This is a genomic window from Stieleria mannarensis, from assembly GCF_014154935.1.
Taxonomy (GTDB): Bacteria; Planctomycetota; Planctomycetia; order Pirellulales; family Pirellulaceae; genus Stieleria; species Stieleria mannarensis.
Genome location: NZ_JACEHH010000002.1, coordinates 269,997 through 290,059, shown reverse-complemented (window position 1 = coordinate 290,059; position 20,063 = coordinate 269,997). Strand labels below are relative to the sequence as shown.

The following is a 20,063-nucleotide window of genomic DNA, read 5'->3' as shown; positions in this document are numbered from 1 at the left end:
CCCGCCTCCAAGGATTTCAACCGATGTCAACGAATCGCAAAACAACTCGCCGTCAGATTCTCCAGGGTATGGCCGCCATGGGGGCCGCAAGCGTCCTGCCCTCATCATCCAACCGTGCCTTTGGGCTCGAATCCGCCAACGATCGGCCGGTCTTCGCGACCATCGGGCTTCGCAACCAAGGCTGGACGATCACGCAAAAGTCCTTCAAGTTCGCCGACTTTGCGGCACTGGCCGACGTCGATTCAAACGTCCTGGGCGCCAACGTTGAAAAAGTGAAAAAGGCCCAAGGTAAGGCGCCCGATGCCTACAAGGATTACCGCAAAATCCTGGATCGCAAAGACATCGACGCGGTCATGATCGCCACGCCCGACCACTGGCACACCAAGATCGCGGTCGAAGCGATGTACGCGGGCAAAGACGTCTACTGTGAAAAACCGCTGACCTTGACCATCGACGAAGGCAAACTGATCGAAAAGGTCGTCAAGGAAACCGGCAAGGTGTTCCAGGTCGGCACGATGCAGCGAACCGAGTCGGCCCAGCGATTCCTGCAAGCGGTCGCGTTGGTCAACCATGGACGGATCGGGACGGTCAAGAAAGTTACCTGCGGTATCAACGGTATGATCGCCTCGCCGGTCATTCCGGTCGCCCCCGTCCCCGATGAACTCGACTGGGACTTCTGGCTCGGCCCGGCACCGAAAGTCGACTACCGCGCCCTGCCGGAACTTCGTGAAGGCTATGGTGGCGGCGTGCCACTGTACAGCAACGCGCACTACTCCTTCCGAAACTGGCACGAATACTCCGGCGGAAAACTGACCGACTGGGGAGCCCACCACGTCGATATCGCTTGCTGGGCACTCGGGGCAAGCGACACGGGCCCCAGCAAGGTGACCCCGGTTGAGTACACGTTGCCGGTCGAATACAAGGACGGTTACCCCACGGTCAACGACCAGTACAACGCGGCGACCAAGTTCCGCATCCGCGTCGACATGCCCGACGGCGTCGAGATGATCATCACCAGCGAAGGCGACAACGGAATTTTATTCGAAGGAACCAAAGGCCGCTTCTTCGTTAATCGCGGAAAGATCGTCGGACGCCCCGTCGAGGATCTCGAGAAGAACCCGCTACCGGAAGATGCGGTCGAGCAAGTCTATGGCGGACCGGTCAGCGAAAACCACACCGCCAACTTCATCGACGCGATGAGGTCCCGAAAGCAACCGATCTCCGATGTCTGGACGCACAACCGGATGCTGGAAATTTGTCACTTGTCGAACATCGCCATGCGACTCGGACGCGAACTCAACTGGGATGCCGACAAACGAGAAATCGTCGGCGATGACCAAGCCAACGCCTTCCTGAGCCGACCGAACCGAAAAGGTTTCGAGATCAACATGTGATCGAAACATTCGGATCAATCGCCGAAGGGGAGACGCATCCACTCAAGACAAACTCTGCGTGGCAGTGGTCGTGCGGGTTTCAATTTCTGAAATCCGAAGAGCCCCCCTTAAAGGAGGGCTGGTCTCTAAGGCGCGGTTGGGAGATGCCTGGCTTTCCCCCACCAAGGACACTCGCCGACCTCGCCCCAGCTCTTCCCAGTGGTCAATCTAGTTAGGGTGGTGATCGATCACCCACTCCACCAGAAGGGCCCAGGTGCCCCAAATTGTCAATTTGCCGTTAAGAGCGTTGAATTCCCTATTTGCTGCTCGTATAGTCTGTTGCAAAGGTCGGTTTTCCCTCTGCAACAACGCTCCATCTTGATTGGAATCTGGAAATGCATCGTTTGATCTGCTTCATGGCCACCCTAGCTTTGCTGGGAAGTTCGGGCTTTGTCTCCGCGGCGGATGTCGCCGAACAACAGTGGGTCCGCGTTTCGGAGAGCGGATCGATTCAGGGACGTGTGATCGTTCCCCGCAGCGAAGGCATCTCGGCGGCGCGTGGCGCGAAGGTGCTGCTGATCGACCAACTCGGCAAATCCGCCGGTGCCTCGACTGAATCGGACAAGACCGGACGGTTCACGCTGGCCGATGTTAAACCCGGCGTTTACACGCTGATGATCCGTGGTGAGGGCCTGTTCGCCTGCTGTGCCATGCACGTCGTCAGCTCGAATGTCCCGATCGGTGACCAATTCGAAATCGCCGCCGGTGCGGTGGAATTCAGCGTGGTTCGCAACGCGATCCTCCGCTACATGCCGAGCGGCCAAGCGACCAAGGTCGAATTCGATCCCAGCAGCAACCCGATGGCCAGCGGCCGTGCATTCACCGGCGAATCGGTCCGGCTAAGCCAGTACGAAGGTGGCTTGCGTGGGCGATTGACTCGAGCCGGTTTCACCGAGAACCTGGGCGCCCAGGGAGCCAACGTGGTGATCTACCGCGACGGGGTCGAAGTCGCTCGAACGCTGACCGACGAATCCGGAAACTTTCGCATCGCGGACCTGAAACCGGGCAGCTACTCGATCCTGGGCTCGGGCAAAGATGGTTTCGGCCTGATGGGGATCGAATTGGTCAACCCGTTGATGGTTCAATCGGCACAGGCGGAAAACGGCAATGAAACCACGCTGGTCGCCCAAACCGAATCAGGCTCGGACACCTTCATCATGCAGGTCGCTCCTGGACCGATCACGGTGATCGAAGATCGATTGGTGTCCGAAGAGGTTGAAGACCGCGGCGTGATGCTCCCGCTGGAGGGTGGCTATGACCCGACGGCGATGGGCGGATCCTTCGGCGGTGGTGGCGGCGGCGGCGGCGGCGGTGGTGGTATCGGCGGCGGCGGACGCTTGGGGCGTCTGGCAGTGCTTGGCGGGATCGGAGCGGCGATCGCGATCGGAGCGAGCGATGATAGTGACGCCGTGGTGACGCCCCCGGTTGCCAGCCCCGCGGCTCCGGCGCAAGTCCAGCAGGCCACCCCCTAGTCAAAACGAACGGATAATCCGGTCTGTCGCGACTTCGGCGTCGGCCTGGAATCCGAGTTGGCAATCTCTAACAAATGATCCAAAAGCCGCGCGTGTGCAACGCGCGGCTTTTTTCGTTCTCGATAAATGCCGTTTCCAGCGGCCCGGGGATCTTTCGTCGCACTTTCCTGAAGGCAACAATAGGGTCCTTCACGTTTGACGGAAATGAGTTGCCTGGAGTTTTCACCCCAGGTCACACTCCCCGCCTGTTCCATCACCGCCCCGCGAGATTAGAAAAAGAATGAGTGCAGCCCAGAGCTCGATTCCCGAAGATGTTGCCAAGAGTGCTTCGGATGCCAGAGATCGATTGAATGAACACACTCTCAAGATCGTGCATTGGCACTTCAGTGAAGACACGGGAAGCCCGTTCTGGCTGGAAAAGAAATCAGAGCTGGGGTTCGCCCCACTGAAAGACGTCAAGTCATTTGACGACTTGAAGAAGTTCCCGCACTTCGAAGATGAGTGGCTGCGCGGTGGTCCGATCCAGCGTTGGATCCCCAAAGGCCACGCCGGCAAACCGGTTTACGTGTTCGAAACCGGCGGCACCACCGGGATTCCCAAAAGCCGGATGGTGATCGAAGACCACTGGAAGGATTACGAGCTGTTCAGCGACACGTTGCCCGATGAGCATTTTCCGCGCGGTTCGAATTGGTTGATGCTCGGTCCCAGCGGGCCGCGGCGGCTGCGTTTGGCCGTGGAACACTTGGCCCAACATCGCGGCGGGATCTGCTTCTGCATCGACTTGGATCCGCGATGGGTCGTCAAGCTGATCAAGAAAGGCTGGATGGAGCATCTGGAGGAATACAAGAAACACTGTATCGATCAAGCGGTCACGGTGCTGACGGCCGGTCACGACATCAAGTGCATGTTCGCCACCCCAAAACTGCTCGAATCGCTCGGCGAAGCCCTCGAAGATCGCGGGACCAGCTTGCAAGAGGTCGGCATCAAGGGGATCTTCTCCGGCGGGACCGAGTTCACTCCCCAGTGGACCCGGTTCTGTGTCGAAGAATTGCTCGGCGGGCCGGTTGAAGAAGGCGGCGTGTACATGACCCCGACCTATGGCAACACCCTGATGGGCCTGGCCTGCAGCAAGCCGGTCACGGCGGCCGACGGATACAAGATCAGCTACTACGCCCCCCAACCGCGGGCGGTCACCGAGGTGGTCAGCTTTGACGACTACAACCAAGTCGTCGGATTCGGAGAAACCGGCCGGGTCAAACTGTACACCCTGACCGACGAATTCTTTGTTCCCGGATTCATGGAACGCGATGAAGGCGAACGCGAAGCGCCGTTCGACATGTACCCTTGGGATGGCGTCAGCGGCGTCCGTCCCTTCCACGAATTGGCAAGCGCGACCACCGTCGGCGTTTATTAGCCCGACGCCCGTGTGTGATAGGCTTCCAGCCTGTCAGATTCCCTGTGGGATAGGCTTCCAGCCTGTCAGATTCCCTGTGGGATAGGCTTCCAGCCTATCGGCAGGCCTGAACCTGACCGGCAAGTCGTTCCACGATTTCTGTCCCACTGGATACTCGTCCGCCGTCCACCCACTCCTACCTACCTTCACCTAAACAGACATGATCACATTACAACCGCTTCGCTGGGGCAAGCCCTACGAGTCGATGGAAATCAAAGACGTCGTGCACTTCGACACCGGCGAGCCGATCGCGAAGTTCGGCAGCGTCGGCGGCGGCATCGTCGCGCGTGACATGAAGCAGGCCCACAAGGCTCGGGCGGCACTGCTGAAACATTCGACCGACGAATTGATCGCGATGTCCAAGAAGGCGGCCGAGTTGTTCGAGACCGCGGAGTTGCCCGTCGGCGACTCGATGCAATCGGTCGATCAGTTCGTGCACCAGCAATCGGCCAGCACGGGATTGCCCGAGCACATGTGTCGGTCGAACTTGAAAAAGAACAGCTTCGTCCTCAGCCACATTGACGAGATCCTGGATTGTCTGACCCGCGGTTTGGACTTGGATATCCTCAGCAAGGGATATGGTGAAGAAGGCCGCGGCGTGATCGTCAGCTACCAGGCCCAAACGCCTGTTTTGGGAGCGATTTTGCCGAACAATTCGCCGGGCGTTCACACGCTTTGGTTGCCCGCGATCCCGCTGCAAATCGGTCTCGCCTTGAAACCGGGGTCCCAAGAGCCCTGGACGCCCTACCGGATGGTGTCGGCGTTCATCCAGGCCGGTGTTCCGGCCGAGGCGTTCGGTTTGTACCCGGGCGGTCACGATGCCGGTGGCGCGATCATGACCAAGACGCCGCGGAGCATGATTTTCGGCAGCGCCGAAACGGTCGCCCAACACGCCGGCAATCCTCGTGTTCAAGCCCACGGGCCGGGGTGGTCCAAGATCTTGATCGGCGATGATGTGGTCGACGATTGGGAATTGTACTTGGACATGATGGTCGAAAGCGTGCTCAGCAACTCGGGCCGCTCGTGCATCAATTGCAGCGGCATCTGGGCCAGCCGGCACACCCGCGAGATCGCCGCGGCGATCGCCAAACGGATCGGCCCCGTCGACGTGCTGCCGCCGACCGATGACAACGCCCAACTGGCGGCCTTCACCGTTCCCGCGATGGCGACCGGAACCCATGCGATGGTCCAGCAAGACTTGGCCGAAAGCGGCGTGACGGACATGACCGCCGAGTACGGGGACAAATTGATCGAACGCGAGCACTGTGCCTACTTGCGGCCGATGGTCGTCCACGCCGACTCACCGGACCGCGGTGTGGCGATGAAAGAATACATGTTCCCGTTTGTCAGTGTGGTGGAGTGTCCGCAGGCCGAGATGCTGCGACGCATCGGACCGACCTTGGTCGGCACCGTGCTGACCCGCGATCCCGAGTTGGTTGCCGCGGCCGGGGCGTGCGTGGACATCGATCGCGTCAACATCGGCCCGATTCCGACGAATCGATTGAACTGGTTGCAACCGCACGAAGGAAACATCATCGATTTCCTGTTCCGTTCGCGCGCCTACCAAGTCGCCGATCTGCCCGTCGCGGCCAACGCGTAGCAGACCCGTAGTGGACGAGGCGACGAGTCCACCGGGGATTGCGAACTGCCAGGGCTCCTCGCGTCGTCCACTACCGTTTATCCGACGATTTGGACGAGACGTACAGACTCGCGCGCCAAGTGAAACTCTCGGCGAGTTCCGCTACGGGAGGAACCAGAGCAAGCGATCGTGATCGACGGCTGCGTTGCGTTTGCGATCGAGCCATCCTGAGCAACCCTCACGTGGCCTCTGGCCGGATTGGTCGACCAAGTCTTCTTCATAGTACCCCAACGTCGCCGATGCACCGACCGGCGCGTCTGGTCCCGGGATCCGTTGGCCATCGCCACCGATCCACGCGTCGTCGACACGTCGGACCGGCACGGTGATCAATTCGGATCGGCCGAGCGCGGCGGCCACGCCGGGCGTCGCCGGGGCGGCGCGCAGTTGATCCGGTGTGTCGAATTGGGCGATCTTGCCGTTTTCGATCACGGCCACACGGCTGGCCAGACGCAACGCTTCGGCGCCGTCGTGGGTCACGTGCAGGGTGACGCCGGGCGATTGACGGTGCAACCTCGCCAAGTCCTTTTCGATCTGGTATCGCAGGTTCGCATCGATCGCCGACAAGGGTTCGTCCAACAGCCTGACCGCAGCCCGCCGCGCGATCGCCTTGGCGACCGCGGCGCGACGCAATTGGCCGCCGCTGAGCTGTTGGGGCAGCCGGTCCAGGAGCGATTCCAAGCCCACCATCCGTGCCGCTTCGAGAATCCGTTGCTGTCGTTGGTTGCCGGCGACGCGGCCGCGGACCGCCATTCCGATCGATCGAGCGATGGTGAGGTGGGGGTACAGCCCGTCGTGCTGCGGCACCAACGCGACGTCTCGGTGGCGGGGAGCGAGTCGGGTCGCGTCACGGCCGGCCAAAAAAATTGTCCCCGACGTCGGGGAAACCAGCCCGGCGATCATTCTCAGCAAAGAAGTTTTTCCGCACCCGCTGGCCCCCAAAACCACGATGTATTCGCCCTCGGCGACGGAAAAACTGACATCGTCCAGTACCTTGCCGCGGTCGTAACACAGGGAAACGGCGTTTAACTGGACGACCGGCATAGAATCAACCATAGTGGAACGGCGAAGGCCGGCTTGATGATAGCGAAGAATTTGTCTGAATCGTTGGAGTCACCATGAACCAAACTATCCCCGAAGTCTACGGCAAGTGGAGCTTCGTCGCGGTCATCGCAACAGTCTTCGCAGTGGCGGGGCTGCGACCGGCCGGCAGCCAGGATCCGGTCGTCGATGACGCGGCCGCCCAGCAGGTGACCGGCGAGGCATTGCCCGATCAGCAGGGCGAAAACGCCGAGGATGAAATCGAGGATCCGCCCTACACGCCCAAAACCGTCTCCCAATTGCAAAAGTCACTCTCGGCGATCCAGTTCAAAGTGACGCAGAACGAAGAGACCGAGCCGGCGTTTCGGAACAAATACTGGGACAACAAAAAGGACGGCCTTTATCGGTGCATCATCTGTGGCCAAGCCTTGTTCAAGAGCGAGACGAAGTTCAAATCGGGAACCGGATGGCCGAGTTTTTATGACCCGATCAGCGCCGATCGAATCGGCGTGAAGCTCGATTTCAAGCTGATCTACCCGCGTCAGGAGGTTCACTGCAGCCGCTGCAAAGCCCATCTGGGACATGTGTTCGGCGATGGACCGAAAGACAAGACGGGCAAACGTTACTGCCTGAACAGCGCCGCACTCAGGTTCGAAGAGACGTCGGACGAGCCGAAATCGAAATCCAAAGCAAAAACGTCCGCCGCGAAAGAATAAACCTTTCGATCACAAACTGAGCCGTCGGCGCTAGCCTCGGGCCTTGCAAGTCTTGACGGGCAATCCAAGGCCCGCGGCTAGCACCGTCGGCTCATGAAGTAGATGGTATTAAATCAAGATTTTGCATAGCGCGAGGCGGAGGCCAGCTACGAGGCGGTGTCGCCACCGGTGCTTCAGGCCACGTTTCCTCGCACTTCGTTCCGACGGCATCGGATCGTGGCAAACCCTGACGATTACAGCGATTGCCCCTGTCTTTCCCATCGTCGCGGTCAAACCTGTGTTGCCGTTTGCTCCTGTCGTCCGTGTTCTGGCGTGTTTAGTCTCGTTTCGAGTCCGATCGGTCGAACCAGATAATGGGATTGAATCTGGTTGTCCGTCAAAACGGAGCATGCGAGAAACACGATGTTTTGGAAACGAACGAAGAAGTCACTGCAAACGCCGCGATCGGCAACGCGTGCGCTCGGCGCAAAACGACGCCGCGTGGTTGCGGCCAAGGTCGCGACCTGCCTTGCGATCGCAACGGTCACGTCCGCACCGTCGGTCGTTGCCGCAGGCCCCCAATCGAGTGAATTGCCGTCTTACGTTAACGACCTGCCGCTGACGATCGCGGCCTTGGTCCAAGGCGACGGACAGACATCGCCGCCGGCAGAGGCCGCCGACACCACGCCCGCGGGCCCCGGACAAGTCGACGTGTTGGATGACCCTATCGACACGCTCCCGGAGAACGCGGCCACCGACCGCACCGTGATCCCTGATGTGACGGCCGATCAAGTCGGCCGACGATCCCTGTTCGCCGATCGCCAAACGGAATTGACCGACGGCAAACTGGTGCTGCCACCGATTAAGGCGCTGACGACCGGCACCTCGGAAATCGGTAACGGGGAACTTCCGCTCGGGTTTCGCCAAGGAGAAGCATCGCCGGTGGTGCAGCTGCCCGAATCCGGCCTCGATCGCGGACTGCCGTGGCATTGGACCGCTCGGCACTGGGCCGCCGCCAACACCTTTTCCCATCCGCTCTACTTTGAGGACCGGATGTTGGAGCGCCACGGCCACCAACGCTTTCCCTGTTTGCAGCCCCTGGCCAGCGGCGGGCGGTTTCTGGCTCAAGCGGTCTCATGGCCCTACCTGACCGCGATCAGCCCGCCGTCGGAGTGCCAATACAGCCTCGGATACTACCGAGCCGGATCGTGCGTCCCGGCGCTCAAACAGCGGCCGCCGTACCAACGCAAGGCCGTCGCGTCGCAGGTGACCGCGGTCGGCGTTGCCACCGCCATTTTGCAGTAGGTGCAACGAAAACGTTCCGTCATTCAGGCTCCCATGGGACTTTCGAAAGGATCGGCAAGTCGTTAAAACGGTGGGAGATTAGCCTCTCCCATCGACCGGTGCAAAATGATCTACTTGCTGACCCTGGCCATCGCCGCGACCCGTTTTTTGCCGCATCCTCCCAATTTCGCCTGCTTGGGCGCGTTGGGGCTGTTCGCCGGTTGCTATTTTGCCGGCCGAAAGGCGTACCTGGTTCCGGCGGCGGCGCTGTTGATCAGCGATGCCGTGTCGCACCTGATGGGAACCCCCGGAATGGGCTTCTACAACCCGATGGTGATGGCAGCGACGTACCTTGGCGTCACGCTGGCCGTTCCGTTGGGTCGACTGGTCCGCAGCCGAGCGTCAGCGAACGTCAATTGGCGACGACTTCCCGCCGGCGCACTGGCGGCTTCGACGTTGTTCTTTGTCGTCAGCAACTTCGGCGTCTGGCTGGGCCCCTGGTATCCGGCCACGGCCCAAGGCCTAATCGCCTGCTTCACCAACGCGATCCCGTTTTATGGCTACACGCTTGCCGGCGACCTGTGTTTTGTCGCCGTGATGTTCGGTGCCTATGAACTCTCCGGTGCCAAGCGATCGACCCTCGCCCCCGCAGTCGCACACACCGCCTGATCGAGAGTCGGACGAACAAAACGATGCCCCCTTCCGATTCGGATAGACGGTAGTGGACGACGTGAGGAGTCCTCGAAGCCGAAAGGACTCGTCGCCTCGTCCACGCCCCGAAAACCAAGCTGAGATGGACCACGAGCGGCATTTTCTCCATCATTCTGCCCCGCATCATTCTGCCATCCCTCTGCTGGCTTCCAGCGACGCGACAGGAAACCGTAGCCGGGTGGAGAGGTAGGAAGATTTTGGAGGTAGGAAAAATGGCTTCATTAAAGGGACGATTCGGTAGAAATCGATCGACGGCAGGACCCAGCGATTTCGCCGACTCCAGGCACCGGCTGCCGTTGCACGCGGTGCGTGGCGTGGGGCACAGCAGTAGTGCACCCCAAGGGGAAGTCTTGGAACGGAACGCGCCATTTTGGCTGTTTGATGGCCGCAAATAGGCCTTTTTGGCGGCGGGTGTCCCGTCGCCGAATCGGGGGGCGGGTCGGATTTGGGGGAGATTAATCGATTTGACCGGAACTCTTGCCCAACAAGCCGCGTCAGAAAGGCCACGATTCGTTGACACTGTTATTGGCCCAACTAGAATCGCAGCCATTCCTTATCCAATCGACTCATACTTCGCATTTTTCCCATCCTTCTGATTGGGCGAGCCCTCCTGAATTCACCGTGACCGGGTTTGAGTTCGTCCGATGCAAACGAACGAGCATTCCTCGGTAGTGCGGCAATCTGTGCGAAAAGGACGGGCCGTGACCGATGAGAAAATGGAAATCAATGGATAGGCGGGCGACTCAGAATTACACTCTGCGGAGCCTGCAACACATACGACCGCCCCGCGACACCGCCGCTTTTCGTCAAGGCCCCATGGCCGGCACGTTTGGTAGAGACCCTCGATGATCCAACGAACTGAATCGGAATTCCGTAATCCCCACGCTTCTAACAACGAGACGAGCGACATGAGCGTCGATTCCTCGCGGAAACAGAGAAAGTCGAGACGAAGCCGACGGGGCCAGCGTCAACAGCGGCGTCGGTTGTTGATGGAGGGTCTGGAAAGCCGACAGTTGCTTGCCGCAGTCCCCAGTGCGGGCAGCGACAACGCGTTGGTGGATACCGATCTGTTCCTGCCGACAAACCCGCGGAACATCGGAACCGTGCCGGCGTTTGTCGTCAACGAAGCGGAAGCGGCCAATGAAACCGGTGTGAACGATTCTCGCTTCAGCGCCCAGTTCCTTCCGTTGGGGACCGGGGCGAGCGAAGAGAACACGATTGACATCAACGGCAGTTTGCCGGTGACTGTCAGTGGTCAGGGGAACGTGACGGCCGACGTCGATACGTATGCGTTCAACCTGAACGAAGGCGACATTTTAGACATCTCGGTGATCGGAGCGGGGGCGAACTTAACGGTTCTTTATGGTCCATCGGTATCGGGGACGACATACAACCCGCGGGCGACCAACGGCGCGTTTTGGTTCGGGACCGATTCCAATCAAGGTGTCATCCACCCCGACAATTCACCGTTGATGACGGCGGGCAACGCGGTGGCGGCTCAAGTCGTGCCGCACACCGGGACCTACTATTTGATCGTCGCGCCGTCGAGCACCTCGGTCAATTACACCGCCGGGCTTCGTGTTTACCGTCCGGTGGGGGAAAGTCTGCCGATCGGTGCTCAACAGACCATTTATTTGGATTTCGAAGGCGGTTTTTACCCGACAACCCTTTTCCCCGGCAGCGTGAATCCGTTCGGGATCGTACGGTTTTCTTCGCTTCGTGAGAACCTCGCCGCCTTGGGGCTGCAAGACACTTCCGAAGCGGCGTACAACGAGTTGATCACCAAGACGGTGGAACTGGTTCACAGCGACTTTCAATCGGTTGTTCGGGAGGGTCAAAATGGCGATTACAACACGACGGGCAATCCGGGTGATTTCGGAATCAGGATTCTCAATAGTCGCGATGCCGCGTTGGGACTGTATCCCGAACCATCACTCGACGACCCGTTGGTGACTCGATTGTTCATCGGTGGGACGATCGCGGACGCGGGAATCGACGGGATTCTCGGGATCGCACAATCGCTGGACATCGGCAACTTTGACATGAGTGAGAACTCGATCCTGCCGATCGATTTCTTCCTCGCCTCGGCGACTCAGTTCCCGATCGCCAATAACAAGAGTGTGTTGGACGCGATCGCACGGTCGATGGCGTGGACCGTGTCTCACGAGGCGGGGCACACGTTCGGGATCCGTCACACCGACGGGACGAATGCCATCGGGAACATTGTTGATGGCGTCGGTCCTCGCCGAGATGAATTCGGGATGGGCGTCGGTTTTGACCAGATCTTCGGCACCGTCGATGACACGATTCCGGAGTTCGCGATCGACCGATTCGATCTCAATGAAGGCTTGTTCGGATTCCAGGATGTGCCCAACGCCTTGGCGTATAGTCTGGCCACGGGAACCGTCGGATCCAATATCACCGGTCGGGTCTTCAACGACGTCAACCGCGACGGGCGCGGCACCAACGATCCCGGCTTGCCCGGCGTGACCGTGTTTGCCGACACGATCCCCAACGGTGTGCTCGATCCGACCGAACCGGTGGCGATCACCGGGGCCAACGGCACCTACACATTGAATGTCGCCTCGGGGACAAGCTACAGCATCGTCGCGGTGACGCCTGCCCAATACGCACCAAGTCTGCCCACGCAGCGCACCGCCGCCGGCGGTGACAGCGGGATCGATTTCGCGTTCACCCAAGTGATCCCGGACATCACCGGGACCAAGTTTGCCGACACCAACGGCAACGGCGTCTTTGATCCCACCGAATCGGGCGTCGAAGGGGTTTACATCTACTTGGATTTGGACGGTGATGATCGTCCGGACATCGGCGAACCGTCGGCATACACCGACGTCAACGGCCGTTATTCCATCAACTTCCCCGGCCCAGGCACTTACACGATTCGGGAAGTGATTGAACCCGGTTTTGTCCAAACCTTCCCCGCCGGCGGTGAGCACATCGTCAATTACAACGGGATCGCGTTGACGGACAATTACAACTTCGGAAACCTGCCCTCGCGCGACTATGGTGACGCTCCCGATTCGTATCAGACGACGGTCGCTGCGGGCGGTCCCAGCCACGGCATCACGGCGGGCTTGGGGCTCGGTGTCGAGGTCGATCGCGAAACGAATGGAATTCCCACGGCCAACGCGCTCGGCGATGACCTGAACAACATCGACGATGAAGACGGCGTCCAATTGTTGTCGCCCTTGGGCCCGGGCGGCACGGCGAATTTTTCTGTGGTGACTCGGAACACGACCGGCGAGCCGGCGTTCTTGCAAGGCTGGATCGACTTCAACGCCAACGGCGTGTTTGATGCCTCAGAGCAGGTGTTCAAAGACGTTCAGTTGGGGGCCGGAACTTCGACGCTGGCCGTCAACGTTCCCAGCAGTGCGGTGGTCGGATCGACTTATGCCCGTTTCCGCTACAGCCCGACTCCGGGATTGGGCGTGGGTGGCGAAGCCGATGCCGGTGAAGTCGAAGATTATCGGTTCGACATCCTGGAGCAGGCAGCCGTCGCCAACGACGACACCTTCACCGTGTCGCGGAACTCGCTGTCGAATCGATTGGATGTGTTGGCCAACGACTTTGAAACCAGCACCACCCAGCTGCGAATCATCTCGGTCAACCGGACCGGCACTTCGGGAACGATTTCGATTATCGAAGACGGTCGTGCGATCTCCTACACGCCACCCAACGGGTTCACCGGACGCGACGTGTTCCAGTACGTGGTCGTTGACCAGACCAACACGCAGTACACCGCCAGCGTGGCCGTGAACGTCAACTTCCAATCCAACGTGCCGATCGCGGTGGACGACACGTTTGACATCCCGCAGGGATCGGCCAACCGAGCACTCAACGTCTTGGAGAACGACGTCCCGAGTATCTTTGGCGGCATCACCATCACCAGCGTTTCGGCCGGTGACCAGGGTGGACAGGTTACGCTCGAAGGCGGTGGCCAGACGATTCGCTACACGCCCCAACCCGGTTTTGCCGGAACCGAGCAGTTCACGTACAGCATCGAAGACGCCAATGGATCGATCAGCACCGCTCAGGTCACGGTGAATTCACAGCCGGGTGCGATGACAGACGATCTGGTCGACTTCACGATCGGAATCTATGACGTTGTCAACAATCAACCGATTTCCAGCGTCCAAGTCGGCCAGCCCTTCTACGTTCGTGTGTTCGTCGAAGAACTGAATAATCCGAACTTCAGCCCCGAAGGCGTCGCGTCGGCGTTCTTGGACTTGCTGTACACCGACGAACTGGTTTCCACGCTGGACACCATTGATACTGATTCGTTCGGGTTTGACATCACCTTCGGTGAAAACTTCCAAGGCGGCGGCTTCAAACTCGGTGATGCCACGACCCCCGGTTTGATCAACGATGTCGGTGCCGTCCAGCCGATCCCCGGTGACGGCAACCTGATTCAGCACACCGATCCGGTCGAGCTGTTTACGCTGACGATGTCCGGAGTTTCTCCGGGAGTCGCTTTGTTTGCCGCGGATCCGGCCGACAGCCCCGTCGCCGAAACGATTCTTGTCGGCGAAGACGTCGCGTTGACGCCCGCACAACAGCGGCTCGGCCGCACCGAGCTGACGATTTTCCCGGCCAGCGACAACTTTGCCAGTGCGATCGACGACGCCTTTGTCGATGGACTTGACTCGTTCGGCAATCGCATCGAAGCCGGAGTGTTGCCCAACACGCTCGATGTCCTGGACAATGACCTGTTCGGCCCCACCAACACGATCCAGGAATTCGGAATCGTGACCGCGCCGTCGCGTGGAACCGTGGTGATCAACAACAACGGAACCCCCAGCGACCTCAGCGATGATACGCTCGACTACTTTGCCGACGTCAACGCCAACGGATTTGACAGTTTCACCTACGTGATCGTCTCCGGTGACGGTGTGCGAAGCGTCGCCGAAGTCACGATGGCGATCGGCGACGCAGACGCCGACGACATCGTCGACATCTCATTCGGATTGGTCGACGAGTTCGGCAATTCGATCAGCTCCGTCGCTTCGGGGCAAACCTTCGGTGTTCAAGTCAGCGTCGAAGACTTGAGAACGGTCGCCCAAGACGGCACGTTCGTCTTTGCCGCCTACCTGGACATGCTGTACGACACCGAACTGATCAATCCGGTTTCGATCGCCGCCGGTGGTCGATACGATTTCAAGGTCGAATTTGACGGCGATTTCAACGCCGCCGCGGGCGTCGGAACCGCTGCTCGACGCGGGATCATCGATGAGTTCGGAACCTTGCTGCACCAAGCGGTTGCCGATAACGGTGGCGTTGTCGAACCGAACCTGATGGCAACCGTCTTCTTCACCGCCGGAAACGTGACGCAGGACACGGTGACGCGTGTGATCGGAAGCCCCGCCGATTCATCGCCCTTCCAGGACACCTTGCTGTTCGATCGCGATGATCCGGTGGAAGTTTCGCAAATCACCTACCACGCGCTGCCCATCACCATCCGTGCCGTCAGCGCGTTGCAAAACCAGGCGATGCCCGAAGACGTCAACAACGACGGATTGGTGACCCCGTCGGACGCCCTGACCGTGATCAACACCCTGGCCCGAGACGGTGAGGGGGAAACGGCCGCCAACGGGATGTACACCGACGTCAACGGTGACATGAAAACGACCGCGCTGGATGCCTTACGGGTGATCAATCACCTGGCATTGCTGGCCGCCAGCCAAGGCGGAGAAGGTGAATCGGTCGTCAGTGACCAACTCGCCTCGGCCGCCCCGGCCGCCGGCGGCCAGGTGTACGACCAGGCACTGGCCGACCTGAGCGTGCAAGCCAAATTGGTGAGTGTTGATTCCGGCGACGAATCATCATCGGGCAACGTTGCCAACCAATCGGCCTCCGTTGCACTGACCGACGCCGAGGACGAGGACGACGACTTGCTCGCCCTGCTGGCCGACGACCAAAGCAATTTGGCATAGGTCGGCTTTTTCCTTACCGCCATCAAGTCAAACTGGGCAGCGACACGGAAACGTGACGCTGCCCTTTGGCGTTTCTGGTGACGGCCGAATTCTCCCCGCCGTCGGGCATTTCCCTTTGAAGTAGCCCCTCGGACTAACTCGGGAACACCGGGATTCCATCGTGATGGATGAACGTCGTCAGCCCGTCAATCGTCAACGTGCCGCCGAAACTATTGATGGCAGTGCCGTTGTTTGACCCCAGGCTGTGATTGCCGTCAAACAACGAGGCAACCAGGGTGACGCTGCCTCCGTTGTTGTTCCGAATCGCGCCCCCAAACGTCCCGGCAACGTTCAATGAAAACGTTGCGTTTGAAATGGCCAGTGTGCCATGGTTGTGAATCGCGCCACCGGTGCCATTGGCCTCGTTCCCGATGAACGTACTGGAATCGATCGAGTGCGAGCCGGCGTTGAGGTACTGAATCGCACCCGCATTTCCGCCGGCTCGATTTCGAAGAAAATCGCTGCCCGCGATAACGCTGGTCCCTCGCACGATTCCGATCGCCCCGCCAAAACCGGTGAGCGTGAGATTGTCCGAGAAGACCGAATCGAGCACTTCCAGCGTGCTGTTGTTGCTGATCATCGCGCCGCCATTGGTTCGGGCCTGGTTGTCCGAAAGCGTCGTCCGCGCGACACTCAGCTCGTTTGCTGACCCGGAGAAGATCGCGCCGCCCGCTGCACCGGTCGATTCGTTGGAGCTCAGCAGCGAATCAACAATGCTTAGCGTTCCCTCCACGCTCCGGATGGCTCCTCCAAGGCCGGAGGCAACGTTATTCTGAAACACGCTGTTGTCGATACTGATCTCGCTTGCCGATGCCGAATCGATGCCAGCGCCGGTTCCTCGAAACACTCGATTCTCTGCAAAAATGGAATCGGCGATGTGCGTCACACTGGAGATCGATGAGATTGCTCCACCAGCTTTCCCGGCTGTATTCTTCGTGAAGGACGATCCAGCGACGTCCAATTCACTGCTTTGGATCCTGATGGCTCCTCCCGAATCGCCTGCGCCATTGGACACGAAGTCACTGTCGACGATTTCAACCGTCGCCAAGATTGCGGCGATTGCGGCGCCGTTTCCACTCAATGTCGAGGCAGAGGCCGTGTTATCGACCAGTTGGGAGTCATGAATCGAAAGGCTTCCAAACACACTAAAGACGGCCCCGCCGGCGTTGGCCGCAAGATTGCCGCGAAGGGTCGCCGAGGCTATCACCGCGTCGCGTTCGGAGAACACGGCCGCCCCGGCGGAGCCAGCGTAGTTCGATTCCAACAAGGAATTCTCAATCGTCAGGTCGTCCCGATTGAAGATCGCGCCGCCATCTTCCAACGTGGCATTGCCCGTCAGCGTACTGTTCTTGATCACCAATTCGCCGGTGTTCCAGATCCCTCCACCCTTCAGAAAACTCTCATTGTCAGTGACCAGACTTTTGTGCAGCGTCAATCGACCCGCATTGGAGATTCCGCCGCCGGTCTCCGCTTTCCCGCCGGTGACCTCAATCCCCTTCAACGTCACATCACTCGATGCGCTCACCTCAAGCACTCGATAGGCGAAACTGGCATCCAGGGTCGCGACGCCTTTGTTCGAGTGGAGTTTGATTTGGCCTGTGCTATCGTTGATCTGAATTGGTCCCTACGACAAGTGATAGTGACCGCTGGGCAGTTTGATGACGTCCGTGCCGGGTGTGGACTCGGAAATCTGAACCGCTTCACGCAAACTCACCAGCGAGTCATTGGGATCAACGATGTCATCAAACGTATTGACAGTGACCGCCAACAGACGCCGGTCCTCCAAGGACTCCAAGCGTGGCCGACATCGGGTTCGAGAAGAGGTGCGTAAAGTAGAGCGACGCTCGCCGAAAACTGACATAGGAACTCCGGTGTAAAGATCGACTGCGCCGAAGCCTTCAGGGGTGACCTTGTGACTTCGGCGTGAGACGCGTCCGATAAGTCCGTCTTACGGACGCGATCGCGATCTTAGGGGGTACGGAGTGCCCCAACAAGGCTTTGGGGGGCGATCAAGAGTCTTTTCGGATCAGGCGCATTTGATGCAGGTGGTTGCAAAGGGCAGGATTTCCAGCCGGTCCGGATCGATGTGTGCACCGCAGCGGGTGCAGATGCCGTAGGTACCGTGCTCGATCGCGTGCAACGCCTCTTTGATCTGGTTGATCTCGCGCATCGTCACGTTGCCCATGCCCGCCAGCACCTCGTCTTCCTCTTGCTCGGTCGCCCGTTCCTCCCAGTCCTCGTTGACCGCTTCGCTAAGGTCGGTGTCGATACCTTTGACCCGCGTGACCAGCTTTTCAAGCTTGGCCTCGAGTTCAGCGCGGACGGCAGAATAATCGGGGGCCGGTTGTTCGGGGTTCGGTGTCATCGCGTTCTCGGGGGATAAGACAGACTTCAAACGGCCAGTCTAACATAGGACAAACGATCACCGGTGTCGATCAACTCGCGACGGTGGTTCGTTGGTTCTGGTGCCTAATTGGTGCTGAACGGAGGCGGGAAGGGCAGCGGTGCGCTGGCCCCGGAACCGCCGCTCTGCTGTTCCGCCGACGGTAACTGGACCGCACCGCTGGCCAGAAAGTCGATCAGCAGTCCTGCTCGTCGGTCGACGTCCTGCTGGGCGAGCAATCGCAGCTTCATCGGCACCGGCAACGGCAGCGTGTGGGAGATGATGTCGGTGATCGGGCCCAGTCCCATCGAACCGGCCAACAGCTCGCTCAATCCCTGCTGGACACTTTGGCTGGCCGGGATGACTTCGCCAAACGCGGCCAGCAGGTCGGCGCGAAGCTGGCTGCGGCCGTGCACCCCCGAGGGCGGATACAGATCATCCAGCACGTTGATTTTGGCGATTCGGAAACAACGCCCCGCGTCCACTTCGGTGGTCACCTGGGCACGCTTGATGCCGACCAACAGAATGTTGTGCCGGTCGTCGTCACGCTGGACATGCGAGACGATTTTTCCGATGCAAATCGTCCGATCGATAGGCGGATCCTCTTGGGGATTGGGTGGCCCGTCACGGAGCGTCGCCATCGCGATCAAATCGTCACTTTCCAGGGCCTCGGCAAGCATTTCGCAATACCGAGGCTCAAAGATATGCAGCGGTTGCATCGCGTGCGGGAACAGGACCAGCGACGGCAACGGAAACAATCGCACGTGGCCGTCAAAGTCGTCGGGCAGACGAGTCAGGTCTTCCAAATCACCCATCGTTTCACTCTTCGGCGAACGCCATCAAGATTCTCAGCACGTACCAGAACAACAGCACCACCGAAGCAAACAGCGCCAGCGACGCAGCGACGTGCTGGTCGGTGCGGTAGTGGTGCAGCACGTTGGAAGTGTCATAGAGGATATAGCCCGAGGCAAGAGCGACCATCGCAACGCTGAACCACAGCCCCAACGAGAATCCCATTAAGACGCCGGCAAAGATTGCGCCCATCGCGGCGAACCCGCCCAGGGCCAGGAACTTGCCCCAGCCGCTGAAATCGGCGCCGGTGATGAACACGAACGCGGTCAACCCGCCGAAAACCACCAACGTGACCGCCGCGGCCATCAGCGGCGTTCGCGGATCGACGAAGGCAATCGCGACATACAGCAGCGGGAACAGCAGCGCCGCCTCGGCCAGCACGTACAAGCCCAGCCCCGCGTATTGCATTGCCGGCGAAGCTCCATTGCTGGCCCACGAGCGCGCCAGCCAGCCGACCCCCATGAAGATCCCCAACGCGATCAACCATGTCCACGGCGACACTCCCTGGACCAGTTGCATCATTCGGGCCTGAGGCACGACGGTGAAAATCACCGCCTCGATCCCGATCAATGCCAGAATCGCGCCGAACAGGTGGGTGTATGTTCGTCGAATGAACCCGGCACGGGCCGATTCGTCAGCGAATGCCGCCGGCACTGCGACGTCGGTCACGGAATAGGGATTCACATTGCTCATTTCATATTTCTCGCGGTAGGGAAAGCGTAACGGTTCCTGGTGGCGGGTTTTCCGCACACCCGGGTAACAGAGACAATATACCTTTGCCGGCACCGGGTTGATGCGCCGATTGCCGACGGAAACACAAAATCACTGTCGCAATCCGAAACAAGCCCCCAACAGCTAACGTCACTGCGACCGTCACCCTTTCCCAGGTTTGATCCTCCGAAGGACCGACCGAGTTGGTGGTGCGGGGTGAAAGTTGGCGATGACAGATCAAGCCCTGCGTGTCAGGTCGTCGCCGCCCGAATCGGCGCCGACGAACGGTCACGCCTCGGCATCCACACCCACCGGCGGTGGCACGTCAAAAGCGCGACGTGTCACCCACGTGGACGAAGTCCGCGCGTTTTAAACTCCAACGCCCTCGGATCTAACATGCTC

General features: G+C 59.7%; 15 protein-coding genes. 9 read left to right on the top strand and 6 right to left on the bottom strand.

The window, feature by feature from the left end:
- The first annotated feature begins 68 nt into the window (after positions 1–68).
- From H1B37_RS02420 to H1B37_RS02405, 4 genes are all read left to right on the top strand, one after another.
- Entirely contained in the window at positions 69–1,394 is a 1,326-nt protein-coding gene (locus tag H1B37_RS02420; protein ID WP_436298057.1) for a Gfo/Idh/MocA family protein, read from the top strand.
- 395 nt (positions 1,395–1,789) lie between these two features.
- Positions 1,790–2,905: an MSCRAMM family protein gene (locus H1B37_RS02415; RefSeq protein WP_182865010.1), complete on the top strand. Its 1,116-nt coding sequence runs from the start codon at positions 1,790–1,792 to the stop codon at positions 2,903–2,905.
- A 280-nt stretch (positions 2,906–3,185) separates the two neighbouring features.
- Complete coding sequence (locus H1B37_RS02410) at positions 3,186–4,319, top strand: acyl-CoA synthetase family protein (protein ID WP_182865009.1); 1,134 nt, start codon at positions 3,186–3,188, stop codon at positions 4,317–4,319.
- Positions 4,320–4,518: 199 nt separating this feature from the next.
- Positions 4,519–5,958: an aldehyde dehydrogenase family protein gene (locus tag H1B37_RS02405; RefSeq protein WP_182865008.1), complete on the top strand. Its 1,440-nt coding sequence runs from the start codon at positions 4,519–4,521 to the stop codon at positions 5,956–5,958.
- A 141-nt stretch (positions 5,959–6,099) separates the two neighbouring features.
- On the opposite strand, the gene H1B37_RS02400 is transcribed toward H1B37_RS02405, so the two are convergent.
- Positions 6,100–7,050 carry an ABC transporter ATP-binding protein gene (locus H1B37_RS02400; RefSeq protein WP_182865007.1) on the bottom strand — a complete coding sequence of 317 codons (951 nt, stop codon included), beginning with the start codon at positions 7,048–7,050 and terminating at the stop codon, positions 6,100–6,102.
- 62 nt (positions 7,051–7,112) lie between these two features.
- Here H1B37_RS02400 and msrB point away from each other — a divergent pair, with 62 nt between their 5' ends.
- The 4 genes from msrB (at position 7,113) to H1B37_RS02380 (ending at position 15,676) form a co-directional block, all read left to right on the top strand.
- Positions 7,113–7,751, top strand: a complete 639-nt coding sequence (gene msrB, locus H1B37_RS02395) for a peptide-methionine (R)-S-oxide reductase MsrB (protein ID WP_182865006.1) — start codon at positions 7,113–7,115, stop codon at positions 7,749–7,751.
- A 402-nt stretch (positions 7,752–8,153) separates the two neighbouring features.
- The gene (locus tag H1B37_RS02390; protein WP_182865005.1) at positions 8,154–9,035 is read left to right on the top strand and encodes a hypothetical protein; all 882 of its coding nucleotides are present in this window, start codon (positions 8,154–8,156) and stop codon (positions 9,033–9,035) included.
- Positions 9,036–9,140: 105 nt separating this feature from the next.
- Positions 9,141–9,683 carry a DUF6580 family putative transport protein gene (locus tag H1B37_RS02385; protein WP_182865004.1) on the top strand — a complete coding sequence of 181 codons (543 nt, stop codon included), beginning with the start codon at positions 9,141–9,143 and terminating at the stop codon, positions 9,681–9,683.
- Between the two features lie 887 nt (positions 9,684–10,570).
- On the top strand, positions 10,571–15,676 hold the full coding sequence (locus H1B37_RS02380) for an Ig-like domain-containing protein (protein ID WP_182865003.1): 5,106 nt from the start codon (positions 10,571–10,573) through the stop codon (positions 15,674–15,676).
- A gap of 133 nt (positions 15,677–15,809) precedes the next feature.
- On the opposite strand, the gene H1B37_RS02375 is transcribed toward H1B37_RS02380, so the two are convergent.
- From H1B37_RS02375 to H1B37_RS02355, 5 genes are all read right to left on the bottom strand, one after another.
- Complete coding sequence (locus H1B37_RS02375) at positions 15,810–17,240, bottom strand: hypothetical protein (protein ID WP_182865002.1); 1,431 nt, start codon at positions 17,238–17,240, stop codon at positions 15,810–15,812.
- 99 nt (positions 17,241–17,339) lie between these two features.
- A complete protein-coding gene (locus H1B37_RS02370) occupies positions 17,340–17,510 on the bottom strand; it encodes a CSLREA domain-containing protein (protein WP_436298035.1) in 171 nt (56 codons plus the stop codon).
- Positions 17,511–17,741: 231 nt separating this feature from the next.
- On the bottom strand, positions 17,742–18,080 hold the full coding sequence (locus H1B37_RS02365) for a TraR/DksA family transcriptional regulator (RefSeq protein ID WP_182865000.1): 339 nt from the start codon (positions 18,078–18,080) through the stop codon (positions 17,742–17,744).
- Positions 18,081–18,184: 104 nt separating this feature from the next.
- Positions 18,185–18,913, bottom strand: coding sequence for an LON peptidase substrate-binding domain-containing protein (locus H1B37_RS02360; RefSeq protein ID WP_182864999.1), 729 nt, complete (start codon positions 18,911–18,913; stop codon positions 18,185–18,187).
- A gap of 4 nt (positions 18,914–18,917) precedes the next feature.
- Complete coding sequence (locus tag H1B37_RS02355) at positions 18,918–19,643, bottom strand: Bax inhibitor-1/YccA family protein (RefSeq protein ID WP_182864998.1); 726 nt, start codon at positions 19,641–19,643, stop codon at positions 18,918–18,920.
- A 247-nt stretch (positions 19,644–19,890) separates the two neighbouring features.
- Here H1B37_RS02355 and H1B37_RS02350 point away from each other — a divergent pair, with 247 nt between their 5' ends.
- Positions 19,891–20,034, top strand: a complete 144-nt coding sequence (locus H1B37_RS02350) for a hypothetical protein (RefSeq protein ID WP_182864997.1) — start codon at positions 19,891–19,893, stop codon at positions 20,032–20,034.
- Positions 20,035–20,063: the final 29 nt, after the last annotated feature.